The sequence below is a fragment of the Enterobacteriaceae endosymbiont of Donacia clavipes genome (assembly GCF_012570365.1).
GTDB lineage: Bacteria > Pseudomonadota > Gammaproteobacteria > Enterobacterales > Enterobacteriaceae.
Genome location: NZ_CP046208.1, coordinates 292,525 through 315,626 on the forward strand (window position 1 = coordinate 292,525; position 23,102 = coordinate 315,626).

Below are 23,102 nucleotides of genomic sequence, written 5' to 3' on the forward strand. Positions count from 1 at the left end.
AATTTCAAAATTAATATATATTTATATTTTTTTTGTAACTATATTAAATATTTTATGTGGTACATAAATTGTTTTTACAATTATAATATTTTTTAAAAATTTAGATATTTTTTTATGTAATAAAATATATTTTTTAATATTATTTTCTTTTTTTTTGTATTTTAATGGAATTAAAAGATTATATTTTTTTTTACCATTAATTTGAATTACAATATTAAAAGTATCAAGTAAATTAGTATTAATATTTTCAATTATTGGCCATGATTCATAATCTATATCAGTATTTTTTCCCATATATTTCCATAATATAAAACAAAAATGTGGTGTAAAAGGATATAAAATTTTTAATACTATTAATAATCCATTATAAATAATTAAATAATCTATTTTATTAGATATTTTATACTTAATAATTTTATTAACTAAAAACATTACAGATGAAATAACTGTATTAAAAACTTGATTTGTTTCAAAATTATTTGTTACTTTTATAATAGTTTTATTTATATAATTTTTTATTATTAATTGTTCTTTATTATATTTCGTAAATATAAAATATTTTTTATTAATTTGTTTATAATTATAATTTAATTTTTTATATTGATAAATAAATTTCCATAATTTTTTTAAAAATCTAAACATTCCTTTAATACCTGATTCTTTCCATTCTAAAGACATTGTCGGAGGAGCTGCAAACATAATAAAAAGACGTAAAGTATCAGCACCATATTTTTGAATAATATCTTTAGGATCTACACCATTATTTTTAGATTTAGACATTTTTATCATACCATTATATATTAATTTTCTTCCTTGATTATCAAAAATATTTGTAACATTATTATCTTTTTTAAAAATAATATTTTTTGATGAAACCCAATTATATTTATTATTTTTATCTATATAATAGTAAGAATCAGCTAAAACCATTCCTTGACATAGTAATTTTTTTACTGGTTCATCAGTATCTAGTAAACCTATATCTCTCATTAATTTATGAAAAAAACGAAAATATATTAAATGCATTATTGCATGTTCTATGCCTCCAATATATTGATCTATAGGTAACCAATATTTTGCTTTTTTTTTATCTAACATATTATTATTATCATGAGGAGCTGTATATCTAACATAATACCATGAAGATTCAATAAAAGTATCAAATGTATCAGTTTCTATTTGTCCTTTTATTCCATTTTTATTATATTGAAACCATTTTAAATTTTTTTTTATTTTTTCATTATAATTTTCTTTTATATCTTCATTAAAAAAATTTTTAGGAAACACAAGAGGTAGATCTTTTTTTTTAAAAGGTATAAAATCTCCATTATTTTTTATAATAATAGGAATAGGAGTTCCCCATAAACGTTGTCTTGAAATACTCCAATCTTTTAAATGATAATATTTTTTATAAAATGCTATTTTTTTTTTAATTAAATGATTAAATAATAATTTATTATTAAATTTATTATTTTTATTAAAATTTAATATTTTTTTTTTATTTATAATTAATATATTACATTTTTGTGCTAATAAAAAATCTTTTTTATCATATTCTGGTATACCGATGGTAGCATTTATTTCATAAATATTAGATAAATAATTTACTATTATTATTGGTATTTTTTTTTTTGTAAAAATATTTTCAGCAAATAATAAACTATTAATACATTTTATATTATGAATAGGTAAAGATAAATTTTTTTCATTAGAAAAAAAAGATTTACATTTTTCAATAAATTTTTTAATTTCTTTATTTTTAATAAATTTTTTACATATAGGATGATTATATAAAATTTTTATAAAACTTATATCTATAAATTGATATTTAGATTCTATAAAAACATTTAATTTTAAATTAGTATCAAAAATTTTAAAAAAAATTTCTACTCCTTTTATTTTACCTATCCAATTTTTTTGCATATTTTTAACTTGATTAGGCCAATTATTTAATTTTTTTAAATGATTTAATAATTCTTCATTATAAGAAGTAATTTTTAAAAACCATTGTTTAATCCATTTTTTTTTAATAAAATTATGACATCTCCAACAAGAATTATTTATAACCTGTTCATTAGCTAAAACTGTTTTATCAATAGGACACCAATTTACTAGAGCATTTTTTTTATATGCTAATCCTAATTTATATAATTTTAAAAAAAACCATTGTTCCCAACGATAGTATTCAGGATTACATGTTGTAATTTCTCTATCCCAATCAAAGCTAAATCCTAATAATTTTAGTTGTTTTTTCATATACAAAATATTATTTTTAGTCCAAATATTGGGAGATACATTATTATTATAAGCAGCTATTTCAGCTGGCAAACCAAAAGCATCCCATCCAATAGGATGTAAAACATTTTTACCTAACATACGTTGATATCTAGCAATAACATCTCCTATTGTATAATTACGAACATGTCCCATATGTAATTTACCAGATGGATATGGTAACATTGATAAACAATAGAACTTTTCTTTATTATAATTTTCTTTTACTTTAAAAGTATTATTTAAATCCCATTTTTTTTGAACATAAGATTCTACTTCTTTAGGAGAATATTCTTTTTTCATATAAAAATAATTCCTGAATTTTTTATTTACAAAATTATTAAAAAAATAAAAATGATTTTTATAAAAAAAATTTATTATTATATGTTTTAATTTTATTAAAATTTTTTTATAAATACGGATTTTTATATCCAAGTAATTTAAGTATATTAATTTCTTTTAATTCCATTAAATTTGCTTCTTTAAAATTTTTATGTTCATATTTTAATAAATGTAAAACTGCATGTATAATAATATGAGTATAATGAAATTTTGGTGTTTTTTTTTGTAAAATAGATTCATATTCAATAATTTCTTTACATAAGATAATATCTCCTAATAATTTTTTTTTAAAAAAATTATTTTCTAATAAAAAAGATAAAACATTAGTAGGTTTAGATATTTTTAAATATTCTTTATTGAGTTTTTTAATCATATTTTTTGTTACTATAGAGATAGTTATTTCAATATTTCTAATATTTTTTTTTTTAAAAATTATATTTAACCAATAAAAAATTTCATTTTTTGTTGGTAAATTATAATTATTTTTACAATAATTGTAATAATTTAAAATAATATTTGATTTCATAAAATCCTAAATAAAAATTAATTTTTACAAATAGAAATAAATACTGCATATAAAGAATATAAATAAGAATCAATAATTTTTACATTTATAAATTTACCAATATAATTATTATTACTTATAAAAAAAACAGTCCTATTATTTTCTGTTTTTCCAAAATATTGATTATTTTGAATAGATATACCTTCTACTAATATAACTTGTATTGTATTCATCATTTTTAAACTAAATTTTTTAGTCTGTTGTTTTAAATAATATTGTAATAAATATAATCTTTCTTTTTTCTCACTTATACTTACATCATCTTTCATTTTACTAGCTGGTGTCCCTGGTCTAGAAGAATAAATAAAACTAAAACTCATATCTAAATCGATATCTAAGATTAATGAAATAGTATCATAAAAATCTTTTTTAGTTTCACCAGGGAAACCAACAATAAAATCTGAACTAATTTGAATATTAGGTCTAATATTTTTAAGTTTATTTATAATTTTAATATAATCACTAACATTATATCTTCTTTTCATTAAAGAAAGAATTCGATCAGATCCACTTTGTATTGGTAAATGTAAAAAATTTACTAATTGAGGAATTTTTTTATATATATTAATTAATTCATCAGAAAAATTTTGTGGATGACTTGTAGTAAATCTAATTCTTTTTATATTTTCTATTTTAGATATCATTTGTAATAATTTTGTAAAGTTACAATGATTTTGTTTTTTAATATCTTTATAATTATAAGAATTAACATTCTGCCCTAGTAAATGTATTTCTTTAACTCCTTGTAAGGATAAATTTTTAATTTCTAAAATTATATCTTTATAAGGTCTACTTATTTCTTTTCCTCTAGTATATGGAACTATACAATATGTACAATATTTATTACAACCTTCAATAATTGAAACAAAAGAACTTACATCTTTTGTTTTTTTAGGAGGAAAAAATTTAAATTTTTCAATTTTTGGAAAACTTATATCAATTAAATATTTTTTAAATTTATGTACTTTATATATCATTCTAGGTAATCTATGAAAAGTTTGGGGCCCAAAAATAATATCTACATAATGTGCTCTTTTTAATATTTTTTCACCTTCTTGAGAAGCAACACAACCACCAACTCCAATTATAATTTCAGGATTATTTTTTTTTAAATTTTTCCATCTTCCTAATTGATGAAATAATTTTTCTTGTGCTTTTTCTCTAATAGAACAAGTATTTAATATTAAAATATTTGCATTTTGAGCAGATTTAGTAATTTTACAATTTAATTCTTTTTTCATAATATCAGCTATCTTAGAAGAATCATATTCATTCATTTGACAGCCCCAAGTTTTGATATATAATTTGTTATTTAACATAATTAGATTATAATAAATTGTTTTTATACAAAATTTTAATAAAACTTACATAGTAAATTAACCTGGGGTACCTGGATTCGAACCAGGGATGCCGGTATCAAAAACCGATGCCTTAACCACTTGGCTATACCCCAATTTTTATATTTTGCGGAAGACGAGACTCGAACTCGTATTATGTTTACTAAAATAGCCAGAATCTAAATCTGGTGCGTCTACCAAATTTCCGCCACTCCCGCAGAATAAATTTTAGCTACGATGGGAATTGAACCCATGACCTCAGCGTTATGAGTGCTGTGCTCTAACCAAAACTGAGCTACGTAGCCAATAACTATTCTTATATTATGTAAATAATCAAGTATAACGTCAACTAATTTATTTATAAAAATTAATATTTTAAATTAAATTTTAAAAAAGGATTAAAATAAAAAAATGTATAATTATTATAAAAATAATTTTATTTTTAAAATTATAGAAAAAGATATAAAAAAAAAAAAATATGATATGATTTGTACTAGATTTCCACCAGAACCAAATGGATACTTACATATAGGTCATATAAAATCTATTTGTTTAAATTTTTTAATAGCTAAACATTATAAAGGAAAATGTTTTTTAAGAATTGATGATACTAATCCTTCTACAGAAAATATTAAATATATTAAATCTATTATAAAAGATTTAAAATGGTTAGGATTTAAATGGGATGAAGAAATTAAATATTCTTCAAATTATTTTGATATAATGTATAAATATGCCATAGAATTAATTAATAAAAATTTAGCTTATGTTGATGAATTAAATATTAAAGATATTAAAAATTATAGAGGAACATTATTAATAGCTGGAGTAAATAGTCCATATAGAAATCGTTCAAAAGAAGAAAATTTAGAATTATTTAAAAAAATGCACTTGGGTTATTTTCCTGAAGGAAGTATGTCTTTACGTGCAAAAATTAATATGCAATCGAAAATAATTATAATGAGAGATCCTGTATTATATAGAATTAAATTCAAAAAACATCACCAAACTGGGAAAAAATGGTGTATATATCCTACTTATGATTTTAGTCATTGTATTTCTGATGCAATAGAAGGTATTACACATTCTTTATGTACGTTAGAATTTCAGGATAATAGAAGATTATATAATTGGATATTAAATAATATTAGTATAGGATTTTATCCCAAACAATATGAATTTTCAAAATTACAAATAGAACATAATATTACTTCAAAAAGAAAAATTAATTTATTAATACAAAATAAAATTATAAAAAATTGGAATGATCCTCGATTATTAACTATTTCAGGATTAAGAAGAAAAGGATATACTGCTTCTTCTTTAAAAAATTTTTGTTACCGTATAGGTGTAACAAAACAAAATAATATTATTGAAAAATCTTTTTTAGAATCTTGTATAAAATCAGAATTAAACAAAATAGTACCTAGAACTATGGCAATTTTACGACCTTTAAAAATAATTATTAATAATTTTCCTGAAAAAAAAAAAATAAAATTATCTATTCCTAATCATCCAAATAACCCAAATATGGGATATAAAAATATTTATTTTACTAAAGAAATATATATAGATATTTTAGATTTTTCCGAAAAAGAAAAAAAAAATTATAGGAGACTTATTCTTGGTAAAAAAGTACGTTTAAGATATGCTTTTGTAATTAAAGCAAAAAAAGTAATTAAAGATAAAAATAAAAAAATTATTTGTGTATATTGTAATTATTATAAAAATACATTAGGAATTAAAATTAATAAAAAACAAGAAATAAAAGGAATTATACATTGGATATCTTGTTCTTATTCACTTTCAGCTTCCTTTAAGTTATATGATATTTTATTTACAAAAAAAAATATTAGTAATTTTGATAATATTTTTTCTATTTTAAATAAACAATCAATGTTGGTATATAATGGTTTTATAGAAAAAAATTTACTAAAAAATAACAAAAATAAACATTTTCAATTTGAAAGAGAAGGATATTTTTATTTAGATAACAAGGATTTAAATAAAATTATTTTTAATAGAATTGTATCATTAAAAAATAATAATTAATATTTTTAAAAATTAAAAATAAAATCAATTATATTAATATAATTGATTTTATAGTTTTATATTTTAAATTCTTTATATATTTGTTTTGTCCAAGTAATAATACGTGAATCTGTTAATTCTGGTTGTCTATCTTCGTCTATAGTTAATCCTAAAAAATAATTTTTATTTTTTAAACTTTTAGTATGATAAAAATTATATCCTTTAGTAGGCCAATATCCTATGATTTGTGCTTTATTTTTTTTTATTATATTATAAATAATTTTTATTGCATCACAAAAATAATCGCCATAATCTTCTTGATCACCACAACCAAATAAACCTATAATTTTATTTTTAAAATTAATTTTTTGTAAAATAGGTAAAAAATCATCCCAATCACACTGGGCTTCACCATAATACCATGTAGGTATTCCAAATAATATATAATTATATTTTTCAATATCTTTTTTTTCTGTCTGAGAAATATTAAATACTGATGAAATACTATTTCCTAATTGTTTTTGTATTTTTAATGCAATATTTTCTGTGTTTCCTGTATCACTACCAAAAAAAATACCTATCTTTGACATTTTTTGTTATTTTTCTCCAATAAATATTATTTTTAATAAAAATTTTAAAATTAAATGCAAAATTAATTTTTTATTTTCAATATATAATAAATGACCAACATTAGGAATATTATATATTTTTGCAAAAGGAAATTGATTAAATATATTATTATAATAAATAAAATTTATATAATTTGATAATTCACTTTTTAAAAAGTAAATATTTCCATTCCATCGAGGAAGTATATTCCAATCTAATATTTTTTTGTATTCATTTTTTAAAATTTGTAAATTAAATTCCCATTTTCCATTTTTAAACACTTTTAATAATGTATTTATTATATACAGATTTTTAATATATAATTTCATGATCTGAAAAATTTTTTTTTTAATTAAAATATTTTTTTTATATATTATATCAAATATATTAAAAATATTTTTATTAAAATATTTATATTTAACAGGGGCAATATCTAATATAATAATAAATTTTATTTTATTAGGTATAAGTTGAGTAAGTTTCATTGCTATCTTTCCACCCATAGAGTGTCCTATAATAATAATATTATTTTTAATATTTAAAAAATTTAAAGTTTCTAAAACGTCTTGAGATAAAAAAATATAATCCATTCCTTTACTATGAGATGATAAACCATGATTTCTTAAATCTAATAATACAATTTTACATTTTAAATATTTATTTAAAAATTTCCCCATTACATATAAACTTTTTTTATTACCAAATAATCCATGAAGTATAATAATTGTATATTTATTTTTAATAAATAAATAATTATATGGAATAATTAAATAACTTAAAATCATATAAAGTAAAACTCATTTTAAATACATTATTATATTATATATAAATTTAAAATTGATTTTTAATAAATTTAAAATTTATGATATAATTTTTTTATTAAAAAAAAATTTTATATTAAAAAATGTTATTTACTTTAAAATATATATTTTTATATAATTAATAATTTATATATTATGAAAAATATTAATCCTACAAAAACTATCGCTTGGAAAAATTTGAAAAATCATTTACAAGAAATGAAAAAAATTAATCTTTATCATCTTTTTCAAAAAGATAAAAATAGATTTGCAAATTTTTCGATTAATTTTGAAAATAAAATTCTTTTTGATTATTCAAAAAATATAATTAATAAAAATACAATGCAATATTTAATTAATTTAGCAAAAGAAATTGGTTATATTGATTTTATTAATGCATTATTTTACGGTAAAAAAATTAATGTTACAGAACATCTTTCTGTTTTACATACAGCAACAAGAAATAATAATAATTTTTTATTAAAAAATAAAAAAATATATGATGATATAAATTTTATTTTACAAAAAATAAAAAATATTTCTAATAATATTATTTTAAACAAATGGAAAGGTTATACAAATAAAAAAATAAAAAATATTATAAATATAGGTATAGGTGGATCAGAATTAGGACCATTAATGGTTACAGAAGCATTAAAATTATATAAAAATAAACTAAATTTATTTTTTTTATCTAATATTGATTCTGATCAATTAATGAATATTATTAACAAAATAAAACCAGAAGAAAGTTTATTTATTATCGTATCAAAAACTTTTACTACACAAGAAACAATAACAAATGCTTTAAGCATAAAAAAATGGTTTATAAAAAAAATTTTTACAAAATTTAATAAAAATATACTATCAAAACATTTTATTGCTGTTACAAATAATATTTATGCTGCAATAAATTTTGGTATCGATCAAAATAATATTTTACCATTGTTATCTGAAATAGGAGGACGTTTTTCTTTATGGTCTTCTGTAGGATTATCAATTTCCTTATCTATCGGATTTAATAATTTTAAAAAATTATTAAAAGGTGCTAATAAAATGGATAATCATTTTTTTTATACTCCTATAAATCATAATATTCCCATTATTATGGCTTTAATTAGTATTTGGTATAGTAATTTTTGGAATACAGAAACGGAAGCTATAATTCCCTATTCTAATAATATGCGCTTTTTTCCAAAATATTTACAACAATTATGTATGGAATCTAATGGTAAATCTATAGATAGAAATGGAAATAAAATAAAATATCAAACTAGTCCCATTATATGGGGAGATATTGGTACTAATGGACAACATTCTTTTTTTCAAATGTTACATCAAGGTACTAAATTAATACCATGTGATTTTATAGCTTCAGTTAATTCAAATAATTTTTTTAAAGAACATCATAATAAACTTATTGCAAATTATATTGCACAAACAAAAACACTAGCATTTGGTAATGTTAATGAATATATATTACAAAAAAATATATATAAATCTTGTTTTGGAAATCATCCAAGTAATTCTATTTTTTTAAAAAAGATTAATCCTTATAATTTAGGTTTATTAATTTCTTATTATGAACATAAAATTTTTATGCAAGGAATAATTTTAAATATTTTTTCTTTTGATCAATGGGGTGTTGAATTAGGTAAAAAAATAACGAATATTATACTTAATGATTTTGATCAAAATATTAAAAAAGTAAATAAATATGATAGTTCAACTAATGGATTAATTAATTTTTATAAATCTTTTTATTAATTTTGTTAATAAAAATTAGTAAATAAATTTATTTAATTAATAAAAATAAAAAATAATAATTTATAATTACTTTTGTTTTATTTTAAAAAAATATTTTGTATGGTAAATATATATCTTTTTTATTAAATATTTAAATATTTATATATTTTATTAATTAAACAAAATTTTTATAAAAAATTTTTTACTAAATTTTATATATTTTTTTTATAATTCTGATATGATTTTTTAAATTTAGGCATTAAAATAAAATTTATTTTTTTGTTTAAAATTTTAATATTTTTAGTATATTGAATAATATTTTTTTTAATTTTTGAATTTAATTCAACAGTAGAATAATAAGTAAATAATTTAATGTTTCCAATATTATTACTTTTAATTTTAAATTCGTTAATAATTGCTCCTACAACATGACGAATTTCTAAATTATCTTTTTTACCTATATTAATACGATATATATCCATATAATTTTGTTTTTTTTTATATCTTTTTGTATACTTATTTTGAATAAAATTTATTTTTTTATAAAATTTTTTTCTATCATATAATGAATCAGGAGGTAAAATTAAAGGTTTTTTCCCTTGTGCCATTTTTAATAAAATAATCATTAATGTTTCTTGATTTATATTACTTTGAATAATTATTTTAGATAAAATATCTTTATATTTTTTTAAATCAATATTATTTATTTCTTTTTGTATTTTTAGAATAAATTTTTCTAGTCTTTTTTGACATAAAATTTTAGAATTTGGTAATAATATTTCATTAATATTACATTTAATTCTACGTTCGATATTTTTTAGTAATCTTTTTTCTCTATATTCGATAAATGTTAAAGATTTACCCTGTCTACCTGCTCTTCCTGTTCTACCTATACGGTGAATATATGATTCTATATCCATAGGAATATCATAATTTATGACTAAATTAATTTTATCAACATCTAAACCTCTAGCTGCTATATCAGTAGCGATTAAAATTTTTAATTTACCATTTCGAAATTTTTCTAAAGTTTGTTCTCTATTATTTTGTTTCATATCACCATTTAATGGTGCACTATTATAACCAAATTGTTTTAATTTATCTGATATTTCAATTGTTGATGTTTTCATTTTAACAAATATCAAAACTGCATCAAAATTTTCAGTTTCTAAAAATTTCATTAAAGCTTCTATTTTTTTACCATATATTATCCAATAAGTTTGTTTAATATCAGGAATAGTTTTAATATTTGTTTTTATAAATATTTCATACGGATGAATCATAAATTTTTTAGTTATATTTTTTATTCTTTTTGGCATTGTTGCGGAAAATAATGATGTTTGACGTTTTTTAGGTATTGTAGATAATATTTTTTCTACATCTTCAATAAAACCCATTCTTAACATTTCATCAGCTTCATCTATAACTAAACTACTTAATTTTGTTAAATTAACAGTTTTTCTTCTAATATGATCTAATAAACGTCCTGGAGTAGCTATAATAATTTGTACTCCCAAACGTAAATTTTTTAATTGTATATGATATGATTGCCCTCCATATAATGATACAATATTTATACCGTGAATATATTTTGCAAAAATAGATGTAGCTTCTGCTACTTGTATGGTTAATTCTCTTGTAGGTGTTAAAATTAATACTTGTGTTTTTTTACTAGATAAATTTAAATTATTTAATAAAGGTAATATAAATGCTGCCGTTTTACCACTTCCTGTTTGTGCTATTCCTAAAACATCTTTACCTAATAATAAATAAGGAATACATTTTTTTTGTATTGGCGAAGGTTTTAAATATCCTTTATTATTTAATGATTTTAGAATAAATTTATTTAAACCAAATTTTGCAAAAGTAATATTAGTCATTAATATATATACCTCTTAAATATATTTTTTTTAAAAAATAAAAAATTAATAATTTATATAATAATTAAAATTGCTAATATATAAGATTATAAATATCTAATTGTAATTATGTTTAAAAACATAATTACAAATATTAATAATTAATTTTTATAAATTAATATATTAATTACTATTTATATTTTGAATATATAATTATCAAATAATTTATATTATTTTTTTAATAAATTTTTTATAAAACATAAATATTATTAAAATTAAATTTTATTATTAGCAGCTTTAATACTTAATCTTATTCTTCCTTGTTTATCAATTTCAATAACTTTAACCATTACATTTTGTAATACTTGTAAATAATCACTAACTTTATTTACATGTTTATTAACAATTTGAGAAATATGTACTAATCCTTCTTTACCATTTCCTATAGAAATAAAAGCACCGAATTCAACAATACGAATAACTTTACCATTATAAATTTTTCCAATTATTATATCTGCTGTAATTTCTTCTATACGACGAATTGCAAATTTAATTTTTTCGTTATTTTTAGCTGCTATTTTTATAATTCCACTATCTTCTATTTCAATAATTGTATCAGTTTCTTCTGTTAAAGCTCTAATAACAGAACCACCTTTGCCTATCATATCTTTAATTTTTTTTGGGTTAATTTTAATTGTATGAATTCTTGGTGCAAATTCTGAAATATTTTTTCTAGGTAAACTAATAGTTTTTTTCATTATTTCTAAAATATGTAATCTAGCTAATTTTGCTTGTTTTAGAGCTAATTTAATAATTTTATAAGTTATGCCTTCTATTTTCATATCCATTTGTAATGCAGTAATTCCTTTTTTAGTACCTGCAACTTTAAAATCCATATCACCTAAATGATCTTCATCACCTAAAATATCTGATAATATTATAAAATTATCATTTTCTTTAATTAAACCCATTGCTATCCCAGCAACAGCATTTTTTATAGGAATACCTGCATCCATCATAGCTAAAGAAGCACCACATACTGAAGCCATTGAAGAAGAACCGTTAGATTCTGTTATTTCTGATACAATTCGTATTGTATAAGGAAAATTATCCATATTAGGCATTACTGATATTAATGATTTTTTTGCTAAATTACCATGGCCAATTTCACGTCTTTTAGGATTACTAATAATACCAATTTCACCAACAGAATAAGAAGGAAAATTATAATGAAATAGAAAATTATCTATTTTATTATCAATTAAATTATCTAAAGATTGAGCATCTCTAGCAGTACCTAATGTTACTGTAACTAAAGCTTGTGTTTCTCCACGTGTAAATAAAGCTGAACCATGTGTTCTAGGAAGAATTCCTGTACGTACATCTATACTACGTATCATATCATTTTCACGACCATCAATTCTAAGATTCTTATTAATAATATTTTCTCGTACTATTTTTTTTTCTAACTCATAGAAAATTTCATTTATATGATTAACCGGTATATTTTCGTATTCTTTTTCTTCTTTTATTAATTCAATAACTCTTAATTTAATTAAGTCAATTTGATTAATTCTATTTTGTTTTTCTTTAATACTATACGCTTTGATTAAATCTTTTTGTGATAAAAAAATAATTTTTTGTTTAAGATTTTTATTAATAGGATATAAAATCCATTTTTTATTATTTTTTTTAACCTTATTAGATAAATGAATAATATTATCAATTAATTTTTGTTGTTTATTATGACCATATATTATTGCATTTAAAATTTGTTTTTCAGTTAATAAATTAGATTTGGCTTCTACCATTAAAATAGCTTTTTTTGTACTAGTAACAATTAAATCTAATTCACTATTTTGCATTTCTTTTATATTAGGATTTAATACATATTTTTTATTAATATAACCAATACGAGCAGTTCCAAATGTACCATTAAAAGGAATTCCAGATAAATTTAAAACAGTGGATGCTCCAATAATAGCTACAATATCCGGATTAATTTCAGGATTTACAGACATAACGGTAGCAATAATTTGTACTTCATTTAAAAAACCTTTTTTAAATAAAGGTCTTATAGGACGATCTATTAAACGAGAAATTAATATTTCTCCTTCACTAGGACGTCCTTCTCTACGAAAAAAATTACCAGGAATACGACCAGCAGCATATAATTTTTCTTGATAATATACTGATAGTGGGAAAAAATTTTGTTCTGGAATTACTTTTTTATCTACTACCATTGTTACAAAAACAGCTGTATCATCAATACTAACCATTACAGATGATGTTGCTTGTCTAGCTATCATTCCTGTTTCAATAGTTACAGTATTATTACCATAACGAAATTTATGAATAATGGGATTTAACAAAATAAACATCCTTTAAAAAAATTTAATATTAAGATAAATCTAAATTTTAAAAAATTTATAAATAATATTAAAAACATATTTATTTTTTTAATCTTAAATCTTTAATTAATATATTAAAATCATGTAATTTTTTTCTTTTAAAATAATTTAATAATTTTCTACGTTGTGATATCATGTGCAGAAGTCCTCTACGACTGTGATGATCTTTTTTATGTATATTAAAATGTTTATGTAAGTAATTAATTTTAAATGTTAATAAAGCTATTTGTATTTTTGTTGAACCCTTGTCCTTAGAATTTATTTTGTATTTTTTTATAATTTTTTCTTTTTTTTCTTTATTAAAATACATAATTTACTCCAATAAATTATCTATAAATGTATATAATTATAAAATTTAAATAAAATTTATTAATTTGTATTTTGTTATATAACCTTCATTATTAATTTTACAAACACCTATTAAATTAAATGAATTAATTTCAAATATACGAAATTTTTTTTGTTTTTTTACAAAAGAAACAACTTTTATTTTTTTTCCATTTTTAATATTATTTATCAAAGTATATGACAAATATAATTTAGGTAAGTAATGTATCATATAATTAATTGGTAATAATAATTTATCTATTAAAAAAATATTCAGTTTATTATTTTTATAATTTTGAATTAAAATTTTTAGTTGTTCAATTGTTATAACATTTTTATGTAAAATAGAAATATGAGATATTTGAATTCTACGTAATTTTATTATATGTGCTCCACAATTTAATTCATCTCCTAATTTATCAATAATACTACGTATATAAGTTCCTTTGGAGCAATTAATTTTTAATTTAATTTTATTTTCATAAAATTTTAGTAATTTAATATAATAAATTAAAATTTTTCTTTTTTTAAGATGGGAAAAATTAATTCCTAATCTAGCATATTTATAGAGAGGTATGCCTTTATATTTAAGAGCAGAATACATAGGAGGAATTTGTATATTTTTTCCTTTAAAAGAATTTATTTTTTTAAGAATATTTTTCTTATTCACATAAATATCTTTTTTTTGGATAAGAATACCATCTTTATCAGCAGTATTAGTTTTTTCACCTAAAAGAGCTGTAACTATGTAAATTTTATTTGCATTTATTAAATAACTAGTAAATTTAGTATATGCTCCTAAACAAATTGGTAATAACCCACTTGCTAGTGGATCTAAAGTACCTGTATGACCTGCTTTTTTTGCCCTAAAAATAATTTTAATATATTGAAGAAGTTTATTTGATGTAAAACCTATAGATTTATCAAGTAATAATAAACCATTTACATTACGTTTTTTTATTTTTTTTAACATATACAATTAATTATATCATAATTTTTATTATATAATTAAGTATTTTTTTTAATATTAATTAAAAGATTATTAATATATTTTCCTTCTTTTAAAGAAAGATCTAAAAAAAATTTAAGTTTTGGTATTTTCCGTAAATTTATTTTATTTTTAAGTATATGTCTAATATATTCTGTAATATTATTTAAATAATAAAGTGAATTTTGTTTATTATTTATTTTTTCTTCTTTATACGGTAGAATTATAAAAATTTTTGCATATGAAAAATCTTTTGATATTAATACATCAGTAATAGTACTAAATCTATTTATTCTTATATCACTAATATTATTTTGTAGTATTTTTGCTATTTGTTTTTTTAATTCATATGAAATACGTAAATTTCGATACAAAAAACCTCCATTTTACTATTTTATAGTATATTAAATTAATTTATGATTATTATTTTTTTGTAATTTCAGTTTTTTCAAAAATTTTTATTTTATCTCCTATTTGAATATTATTAAAATTTTTAATACTAATACCACATTCCATACCATTACGTACTTCATTAACATTTTCTTTAAATCTTCTTAAAGAATCAAGAATTCCTTGATAAATAATATTTTTATCTCTTAATAATTTCATCAAATTATTACGTTTAATAATACCATATGTAACTATACATCCAGCTATAATACCTATTTTAGGGATAGTGAAAATACTTCTTACTTCTGCTAGTCCTAATAATTTTTCTTTATATTCTGGTAATAAAAGATTTTTTATATATTTTTTCATATCATCTATTAGATTATATATAATAGAAAAATATTTAATTTTTATTTTTTCTTTTTTTATTAAACTTTTAGCAATATTATTTGCTTTAATATTAAAAGCAATAATAATAACATTATTTTTATTACTAGCCATTGCAAATGATATATCTGTTTCCGTGATTTCTCCTACTCCTGAATTAATAATTTTTATATGAATTTTTTCATTAGATAAATTAATTAATGTATCTTTAACCGCCTCTACAGAACCTTGTACATCTCCTTTTAATAAAATATTTATTTCATGAATATTTTTATTATTATCGTTTAAATCTAAAAATATTTTTTTAAATTGTTTTTGTTTTTTTTCTAATTTAATTTCACGATACTTATTTTTTCGATATAATGCTACTTCTTTAGCTTTTTTTTCATTATTTACTTCTATTAAAATATCACCAGCATATGGTATTTCGGATAAACCTAAAATTTTAATAGGAGTAGAAGGTCCTGCTTGAAGTATATTTTCTCCTTTAAAATTAATTAATCCTTTAATTTTCCCATAAGTATATCCACATAGTACTATATTTCCTTTTGTTAATACTCCTTCTTTTATTAAAATATTAGCTATAGGTCCTTTTCCTTTATCTAAATAAGAATCAATAACAATTCCTTGTGCCATACCCTTATTATTTGCTTTTAATTCTAATATTTCAGCTTGTAATATAATGGCATTTAATAAATTATTAATACCTTCACCTGTTTTAGCAGAAACATTAATAAAAATATTATCGCCACCCCATTCTTCAGGTATAATATTATATCTACTTAAATCACTTTTTATTTTTTTAAAATTTGAAATTTTTTTATCTATTTTATTAATAGCAACTATAATAGATACTTTTGTTTTTCTTGCATGTTTTATTGCTTCTATAGTTTGAGGCATAACTCCATCATCAGCTGCAATAACTAATATAATTATATCTGTAATTTGTATACCTCTTAACCTCATAGAGGTAAAAGATTTATGTCCTGGAGTGTCAATAAATGTTATATTTTTATTGTTAAATTTTATTTCATAAGCATTTATATATTGAGTTATTCCGCCAATTTCTTTTAAAGCAACATTACTAGAAAAAATATAATCTAATAATGAAGTTTTTCCATGATCTACATGCCCCATAATTGTTACTATTGGAGATCTTGTTTCTGGTTTTATGTCAATATTATTTGTATTATTAATCAATAATTTTTCTATATCATTTTCGCGACGTAATATAACTTTATGACCCATTTCTTCCGCTATTAATTGTGCAGTTTCTTGTTTTAAATATTGATTAACATCAAAAATTTTTTCTCCCATATTTATTATAATTTTCATTAATTTTGAACTTTTAATTGCCATTTTATTAGATAATTCTATTATACTGATAGTTTCGTTAATAATAATATTGCGATTAATATTTTTAATAGGTTTATGAAAATTTTGATATAACTTAGAAGAATTTAATTTATATTTTTTGTAAGTATTATTTTTTTTATTATTTTTATTATTTTTAGAATTTAATTTATATTTTTTTTTTTTATATATTTTTTTATTAAAAATATCATTATTTATGTTTTTATTTTTTAAATTTTTCTGAATATAATATTTTTTATTTTTATTTATTTTTTTTTTGTTTAATTCTAAATATTTTTTCTTTTTATGATCTGTAATATTTTTTATATTATTTATAAATAAATTTTTTTTTTTATTTATAATTTTTATTGATTTTTTTTTACCTTTATTATTATTTACATATGAAATATCACGTGTTTTTTTTTTAAAATTTAATAATTTTAAATTTTTTATTTTTTTATTTTTTAAATATGTTAAAAAAATTTTTTTTTCTTCTATATTAACTATATCATTTTCTAATTTAGAAATACCATTATCAGAAAAATATTTTATTATATTTTTTACTGAAATTTTAATTTCATTAGCTAATGATTTTATAGTTATAACAGCATCTATCATGCTGTCTACTCCTCTATTTTAATAATCAATTACGTATTATTTTTTTTATTAAACCAACAAATATTTCGTGCAGACATAATTATTTTTCCAGCTTTTGACTCATCTAAATTATCTATATCAGATATATCTTCAATACTTTGTTCTGCTAAATTTTCAATAGTTAAGATTCCTTTATTTATTAATAATTCAGATAATTTTTTATCAATTCCTTTTAATTGAAATAAATTATTTTTAAATTTTTCATGATTATTTTTTATTAAAGATAAATTATTATTAATATTTTTGGCTAATTTTTTAAGTTTTTTTAAATCATTAATTTTTAAATTAAAATTATTAGTTATTTTATATAATTTATTTATTGGAATTAATATTAATTCTTCAAAAGAAGATATTTTCCCATCTTCAACTATTGTTTTTGATAATTTATATTCAATATTTAAATATTTTATAAACATTTCTATAATATTATTTTTTTTTTTCTTATATTTATGACATAAATTATTTTTTGTCATAATATTTAATTCCCAGCCACTTAATTGTGATGCTAAACGAATATTTTGTCCGTTTCTACCAATAGCTTGAGCTAAATTATTTTCCTTAACTATAATATCTATAATATGTTTTTTTTTATTTAAGATGATTGATGATATTTCAGCAGGAGACATAGCGTTAATAATAAATTTTTCAGGATCAGAATCCCAGAGTACAATATCAATACGTTCTCCATTTAATTCATTAGAAATTGCTTGTACTCTAGCACCTCTCATTCCAACACAAGCGCCTACAGGATCAATTCTTTTATCATTTGTTTTTACAGCAATTTTAGCTCTGGATCCTGGATCTCTTACAACACCTTTAATTTCGATTAATCCTTCTGCTATTTCTGGAACTTCAATATAAAATAACTCAACCAACATTTGTATTTTAGATCTACTTAGAAATAATTGTGTTTCTTTAACATTTTCTTTAATATAAAAAAGTAAACCCCTTATTCTATCTCCTAATCTAAAATTTTCTCTTGGTAACATATCAGAACGTAAAATAATAGCATTAATACTATGTCCTAAATCTAAATTTAGATGTTTTCTATTTACTTTTTTAACTATTGCACTTAATATTTTTCCTTCTTTTTTTTTAAATTTAGCAATAATAATAGCTTTTTCTGCTTCTCTTACTTTATGTACTATAACTTGTTTTGCAGCTTGAGTAGTAATACGATTAAAATTAATAGATTTAATTTGGTCATAAATATAATCACCTAATTTTAAATTATTATCTTCAATACGAGCTGCATCTAAAGTAATTTCTTTAGTAGGATAATTAACTTTTTTAACAATTAACCATTTTCTGAAAGTATTAAAATTTCCATTTTTACGATCAATATTTACAAATACTTCTATATCTTGTTCATATTTTTTTTTTGTAGCACTTACTAAAGCACTTTCCATTGCTTCAAATATTTTTTCACGAGGTAAAGATTTTTCATTTGAAACTGCTTCAATAACAGCTAATATTTCTTTATTCATCCTAGTTATCCTTAAATATTAAATTATTAAATTAGAAAACTAGATTATATTCAAAGATTATTACTTATATTAGCAATATGAATGTATTTTTTTAATAAAAATAATAATTATTGAAATAACTATTCATATAGACTAATTTCATTCATTCAAAAATTTTAATAATAAGTAAATATATATATAAAATAATCTTATATATTAATTATATTATCCATACTATAAAAACAGCATTACTTAAGGAATCAATATAAATGTGATATTTGGTTGCGGGAGTTGGATTTGAACCAACGACCTTCGGGTTATGAGCCCGACGAGCTACCAAACTGCTCCACCCCGCGTCTATAGTAAATATATATATGATATGTTAAAAATAAAAATAATGCAATATTAATTTTGGTACCGAAGACGGGATTTGAACCCGCAAACCCAAAATAATAGGGCACTACCACCTCAAGGTAGCGTGTTTACCAATTTCACCACCTCGGTAAATAAAATTATTACTTATTATTATACTTTGTTATATTAATTTGTTGCGTTGTCTTTTTTTTATATTTTTTTACATTAATATTATTTAATAATAAACTGATAATAAAAAATAAAGACGTTAATATAATAATTAACCTAGTTAATATTTTATTTGAAATATTTGTATTAAAAGGTGATTTTATACTATTTGATGATGAACTAATATCTATTTCATTATTATCTTGAAACATAATAACACTAATTAAAATAATTGTAATCAAAATAAATAAAATCAATAATAACTTATACATAAAGTATTAATAAATAACATTCCAATTCAATATTAATTAACATTATTATATAATAATAAGTATTAATTACAATATAAATTTATATTTTATATAAAAAAATATTTTTTATTTTTTAAATCTTTAATTAAAAGACATTAATTTTATAAAATATTATTTATTTATATATAATAAATATTATTATTATTTTTTTTTTATTCAGGTGGTCTTACTTTTTTTCTAGCCATTAAATCATCAATTTGTATTATACCTATTGTTTCATATTTAATTAGAGTATTTTTCATAGCATGTAAAATATCAATATTGTCACTTAAAATTTTAAAAGCTCTATTATAATTTTCTTGTATTAAAAATTTAACTTCTTGATCAATTATTTTAGCTGTTTCATCGGACATATGTTTAGCTTTAGCTACTGATCTACCTAAAAAAATTTCTCCTTCTTCTTCTGCATATAACAAAGGACCTAATTTTTTAGAAAAACCCCATTGAGTTACCATATTTTTTGCAATATTCGTTGCAACCTTAATATCATTAGATGATCCTGTTGATACATATTGTTCACCATAAATAATTTCTTCAGCTATTCTACCACCATATAATGTAGATATTTTACTTTCTAATTTTTGACGACTAATACTAATTATATCAATTTCAGGTAAAAAAAACGTTACTCCTAATGCTCTTCCTCTAGGAATAATTGTAACTTTATGTACTGGATCATGATCTGGAACTAATCTCCCAATAATCGCATGACCTGCTTCATGATAAGCAGTAGCTTCTTTTTGTTTTTCTGTCATTACTAAAGAACGTCTTTCTGCACCCATCATAATTTTATCTTTTGCTTGTTCTAATTCTAACATAGACACAAAATTATAATTTTGACGAGCTGCTAATAAAGCTGCTTCATTTATTAAATTTGCTAAGTCAGCTCCTGAAAAACCTGGTGTACCTCTTGCTAAAATTTTTAAATCAACTTCTTTAGATATAGGTATATTTTTTATATGTATTTTTAATACTTGTTCTCTTCCTCTTATATCTGGCAAACCAACAATTACTTGACGATCAAAACGACCTGGTCTTAAAAGGGCTGGATCTAATACATCAGGACGATTAGTGGCTGCAATAACAATAATACTTTCATTATTATTAAAACCATCCATTTCAACTAACATTTGATTTAGAGTTTGCTCCCTTTCATCATGCCCACCACCTAATCCTGCTCCTCTTTGCCTTCCTACAGCATCTATTTCATCAATAAAAATAATACATGGAGATGATTTTTTAGCTCTACTAAACATATCTCTTACTCTAGAAGCACCAACTCCTACAAACATTTCAACAAAATCAGAACCCGAAATAGTAAAAAATGGTACTTTTGATTCTCCAGCTATAGCTTTAGCTAATAAAGTTTTTCCAGTTCCTGGAGGACCTACCATTAAAATTCCTTTAGGGATCTTACCTCCTAATTTTTGAAATTTTGCTGGTTCTTTTAAGTAATCAACTAATTCTTTAACTTCTTCTTTTGCTTCATCACATCCAGCTACATCATTAAATGTAATTTTTATTTGATCTGTTGTTAACATTTTAGCTTTACTTTTTCCAAAAGATAAAGCTCCTTTACCACCACCTTGTAGTTGACGCATAAAAAAAATCCAAACTCCAATTAATAGTAACATTGGGAACCAAGAAATAAAAATAGATAGTAACATACTAGGGGATTCAAGAGGTTCTCCTAATACTTTAATATTTTTTGAAAGTAACATTTCAAGTAAATGTGAATCATGCATTGGTAAATAAGTAGTATAATTACTATTATCTTTTCTAACAACACGAATTTTTCTTCCATTAATACTTGTTTTAACTATTTTATCTTGTTTTATTTCGGATAAAAAAGTCGAATATTCAATTTTATTTTTTTTATTTGATTCATTTGGATTTAAACTCTGGAAAACAGATATTAATATGACTGTAATTGCTAACCAGAGAATTAGATTTTTTGCCATATCATTCAAAAGAATAACCTCTTGTAACTTTGTTAGTATATTTATTTTATATTAATTTTTATATTTTTTTGCAACAATATAAATTTCACATGATTGAGATCTTGAAGCATTAGGTTTACTAATTTTAGTTATTTTAAATACAGAACTAATTTTATTATAAAATTTAATTAATCCCTTACCTTGAAAAGTTTTTATTAAAAAAATTCCATTATATTCTAATAAAGAATAACATAATTTTAATGCTATTTCATTTAAATGAATAATACGTGGTATATCTATTTCTTTTATTCCTGAAATATTAGGAGCCATATCAGACATTATTATTTGAACTTTTTTTTTATTTAGTATTTTTAATATTTTATTTAATGTAATAGGATTATATATATTTCCTTGATAAAAATAAACTTTATGAATAGGATTCATTGGTAATATATCACAAGCTATAATTTTTCCCTTTTTACCAATTTTTGATGCAGCAAAACTAGACCATCCACCAGGTGAAGATCCTAAATCAATTATTGTTATATTATTTCGAAATATTTTATGTTTTTTTTCTATTTCTTCTAATTTAAACCATGATCTAGATCTGAATTTATTAATATTTTTTTTTACTTTTTTTATATAATAATCTTTATTATAATTTTTTAACCATTTTTTAGATTTTTTATTTTTTTTAAAATTCATAAAAATTATTTTTTATAAAATACTTAATAAATTTTAAATACTGATAAATATAATTTTTTAAAATTATATATTATATAATAAC

At 20.1% G+C, this 23,102-nt stretch carries 16 protein-coding genes, 5 tRNA genes and 1 pseudogene; 2 read left to right on the forward strand and 20 right to left on the reverse strand.

All coding sequences use genetic code 11. The annotated features are described in order from the left end of the window. Positions 1-21 precede the first annotated feature (21 nt). The 6 genes from leuS to GJT92_RS01480 form a co-directional block, all read right to left on the reverse strand. Positions 22-2,577 carry a leucine--tRNA ligase gene (gene leuS / locus GJT92_RS01455; protein WP_168919728.1) on the reverse strand — a complete coding sequence of 852 codons (2,556 nt, stop codon included), beginning with the start codon at positions 2,575-2,577 and terminating at the stop codon, positions 22-24. A gap of 106 nt (positions 2,578-2,683) precedes the next feature. Then, positions 2,684-3,142, reverse strand: coding sequence for an rRNA maturation RNase YbeY (gene ybeY / locus GJT92_RS01460; protein WP_168919729.1), 459 nt, complete (start codon positions 3,140-3,142; stop codon positions 2,684-2,686). Positions 3,143-3,159: 17 nt separating this feature from the next. Further along, positions 3,160-4,500, reverse strand: coding sequence for a tRNA (N6-isopentenyl adenosine(37)-C2)-methylthiotransferase MiaB (gene miaB / locus GJT92_RS01465; RefSeq protein WP_168919730.1), 1,341 nt, complete (start codon positions 4,498-4,500; stop codon positions 3,160-3,162). Between the two features lie 62 nt (positions 4,501-4,562). After that, positions 4,563-4,634, reverse strand: a tRNA-Gln gene (locus tag GJT92_RS01470). Between the two features lie 12 nt (positions 4,635-4,646). Beyond that, positions 4,647-4,736, reverse strand: a tRNA-Leu gene (locus GJT92_RS01475). 11 nt (positions 4,737-4,747) lie between these two features. Further along, positions 4,748-4,823 (reverse strand) — tRNA-Met (locus tag GJT92_RS01480). A 106-nt stretch (positions 4,824-4,929) separates the two neighbouring features. Here GJT92_RS01480 and glnS point away from each other — a divergent pair. Continuing rightward, positions 4,930-6,570, forward strand: coding sequence for a glutamine--tRNA ligase (gene glnS, locus GJT92_RS01485; protein WP_168919731.1), 1,641 nt, complete (start codon positions 4,930-4,932; stop codon positions 6,568-6,570). 56 nt (positions 6,571-6,626) lie between these two features. On the opposite strand, the gene fldA is transcribed toward glnS, so the two are convergent. Further along, complete coding sequence (gene fldA, locus GJT92_RS01490) at positions 6,627-7,139, reverse strand: flavodoxin FldA (RefSeq protein WP_168919732.1); 513 nt, start codon at positions 7,137-7,139, stop codon at positions 6,627-6,629. Positions 7,140-7,145: 6 nt separating this feature from the next. Then, positions 7,146-7,943, reverse strand: a complete 798-nt coding sequence (locus tag GJT92_RS01495) for an alpha/beta fold hydrolase (protein ID WP_168919733.1) — start codon at positions 7,941-7,943, stop codon at positions 7,146-7,148. 171 nt (positions 7,944-8,114) lie between these two features. Between GJT92_RS01495 and pgi the strand changes: the two genes are divergently transcribed. Then, complete coding sequence (gene pgi, locus GJT92_RS01500; RefSeq protein ID WP_168919734.1) at positions 8,115-9,725, forward strand: glucose-6-phosphate isomerase; 1,611 nt, start codon at positions 8,115-8,117, stop codon at positions 9,723-9,725. A 191-nt stretch (positions 9,726-9,916) separates the two neighbouring features. On the opposite strand, the gene GJT92_RS01505 is transcribed toward pgi, so the two are convergent. The 12 genes and pseudogenes from GJT92_RS01505 to GJT92_RS01560 all read right to left on the reverse strand — a co-directional run bounded on the left by GJT92_RS01505 (position 9,917) and on the right by GJT92_RS01560 (position 23,020). Further along, the gene (locus GJT92_RS01505; RefSeq protein ID WP_168919735.1) at positions 9,917-11,584 is read right to left on the reverse strand and encodes a DEAD/DEAH box helicase; all 1,668 of its coding nucleotides are present in this window, start codon (positions 11,582-11,584) and stop codon (positions 9,917-9,919) included. Between the two features lie 254 nt (positions 11,585-11,838). Beyond that, positions 11,839-13,935 carry a polyribonucleotide nucleotidyltransferase gene (gene pnp, locus GJT92_RS01510; RefSeq protein WP_168919736.1) on the reverse strand — a complete coding sequence of 699 codons (2,097 nt, stop codon included), beginning with the start codon at positions 13,933-13,935 and terminating at the stop codon, positions 11,839-11,841. A 79-nt stretch (positions 13,936-14,014) separates the two neighbouring features. Then, positions 14,015-14,284: a 30S ribosomal protein S15 gene (gene rpsO / locus GJT92_RS01515; protein WP_168919737.1), complete on the reverse strand. Its 270-nt coding sequence runs from the start codon at positions 14,282-14,284 to the stop codon at positions 14,015-14,017. 45 nt (positions 14,285-14,329) lie between these two features. Continuing rightward, a complete protein-coding gene (gene truB, locus GJT92_RS01520; protein ID WP_168919738.1) occupies positions 14,330-15,274 on the reverse strand; it encodes a tRNA pseudouridine(55) synthase TruB in 945 nt (314 codons plus the stop codon). 35 nt (positions 15,275-15,309) lie between these two features. Continuing rightward, positions 15,310-15,663: a 30S ribosome-binding factor RbfA gene (gene rbfA / locus GJT92_RS01525; RefSeq protein ID WP_168919739.1), complete on the reverse strand. Its 354-nt coding sequence runs from the start codon at positions 15,661-15,663 to the stop codon at positions 15,310-15,312. Positions 15,664-15,712: 49 nt separating this feature from the next. Next, complete coding sequence (infB, locus tag GJT92_RS01530; RefSeq protein ID WP_168919740.1) at positions 15,713-18,037, reverse strand: translation initiation factor IF-2; 2,325 nt, start codon at positions 18,035-18,037, stop codon at positions 15,713-15,715. Positions 18,038-18,066: 29 nt separating this feature from the next. Then, on the reverse strand, positions 18,067-19,563 hold the full coding sequence (gene nusA, locus GJT92_RS01535) for a transcription termination factor NusA (RefSeq protein ID WP_168919741.1): 1,497 nt from the start codon (positions 19,561-19,563) through the stop codon (positions 18,067-18,069). Between the two features lie 258 nt (positions 19,564-19,821). Then, positions 19,822-19,898 (reverse strand) — tRNA-Met (locus GJT92_RS01540). A gap of 56 nt (positions 19,899-19,954) precedes the next feature. Beyond that, positions 19,955-20,046 (reverse strand) — tRNA-Leu (locus GJT92_RS01545). 11 nt (positions 20,047-20,057) lie between these two features. Further along, positions 20,058-20,336: a preprotein translocase subunit SecG gene (gene secG, locus GJT92_RS01550; protein WP_281352653.1), complete on the reverse strand. Its 279-nt coding sequence runs from the start codon at positions 20,334-20,336 to the stop codon at positions 20,058-20,060. 197 nt (positions 20,337-20,533) lie between these two features. Continuing rightward, positions 20,534-22,336: pseudogene (gene ftsH, locus GJT92_RS01555) on the reverse strand (ATP-dependent zinc metalloprotease FtsH); the annotation flags it as partial. Between the two features lie 51 nt (positions 22,337-22,387). Further along, positions 22,388-23,020 carry an RlmE family RNA methyltransferase gene (locus tag GJT92_RS01560; protein WP_168919743.1) on the reverse strand — a complete coding sequence of 211 codons (633 nt, stop codon included), beginning with the start codon at positions 23,018-23,020 and terminating at the stop codon, positions 22,388-22,390. Positions 23,021-23,102 lie beyond the last annotated feature (82 nt).